Below are 1,014 nucleotides of genomic sequence, written 5' to 3'. Positions count from 1 at the left end.
CGCCAACCCGCAAGGGGAGCAGGCGACCACGGTGGGTTCAGCGACTGGGGTGAAGTCGTAACAAGGTAGCCGTAGGGGAACCTGCGGCTGGATCACCTCCTTTCTAAGGATATCGGCGGAAAGCGCCTGGCACCTCGGTGCTTGGAAGAGCTTCCTCCATTCCAAAGAACATTTGCCGCCGTCCTCATGTCCCTTCATCACTAGCGCAGTCTGCGAGACGAAATAGCGAAGCTATTTTGCACGCAGGCAGCTCGGCCAGCGCGGCAGTGTCGCGCCATAAGGCGCGGCTTTGCCGCGACTGACGGCGCGGTTGTTCGCGCTGACGAGCGTAGCGGGCGCTGCTGGGCCGGTAGCTCAGGTGGTTAGAGCGCACGCCTGATAAGCGTGAGGTCGTAAGTTCAACTCTTACTCGGCCCACCACGCGTATCGGGAGTGCTGCAAGCCACGCCGCGGCAAAGCCGCGTCGTCGAACCTCGCTTTGCAGCGAGGCCGGCCGTGCTTGGCAGTGCGTGAAATAGCATGGCTATTTCATCGTCTGCCTGGCGCATTGGGGCCTTAGCTCAGCTGGGAGAGCGGTTGCTTTGCAAGCATCAGGTCATCGGTTCGATCCCGATAGGCTCCACCATGCCCACCCCGCGCACATGCTAGTGATTGAAGAGAAAGAGTTCGGCGTAAGCCGATACGGGAGACCAGGTCTCCCTTGATGTTTGACATTGTGAATGGGTTTTTCAAATCGATGCCGTGGTGGCTTCGGTTTGGTTCGTGTGAGGCTTTCGGGCTTCGTTGCGGATCGAGCTGGTGCCGTCACTTACAAGGCTGAGATTAACATCCACACCGAGCATACCGCGTAACACTGCTCTGCCGAGTTTCGTGTCGGCCTTCGGGCTGATCCAGTGTTGTCGTTGGTGGTGTGGACTCTCAAGCGTGAGGTAAGGGCAATTCGTGGATGCCTTGGCATGTACAGGCGATGAAGGACGTGGCACGCTGCGATAAGCGTCGGTGAGGTGTGAGCAA

The 1,014-nt window shown here is 58.9% G+C and carries 2 tRNA genes and 2 rRNA genes; all 4 read left to right on the top strand.

The features are described from left to right. Positions 1 to 103, top strand: a 16S ribosomal RNA gene (locus VPH46_RS16350); the annotation flags it as partial. 240 nt (positions 104 to 343) lie between these two features. Continuing rightward, positions 344 to 420, top strand: a tRNA-Ile gene (locus VPH46_RS16345). A gap of 129 nt (positions 421 to 549) precedes the next feature. After that, positions 550 to 625: transfer RNA gene (locus VPH46_RS16340), tRNA-Ala, on the top strand. 291 nt (positions 626 to 916) lie between these two features. After that, positions 917 to 1,014, top strand: a 23S ribosomal RNA gene (locus tag VPH46_RS16335); the annotation flags it as partial.

This window comes from Sphingomonas sp. MJ1 (PH-R8) (assembly GCF_048058635.1).
Taxonomy (GTDB): Bacteria; Pseudomonadota; Alphaproteobacteria; order Sphingomonadales; family Sphingomonadaceae; genus Sphingomonas.
Note: the sequence above shows the minus strand (reverse complement) of the source record. Positions and strands in the feature narration are given on the sequence as shown.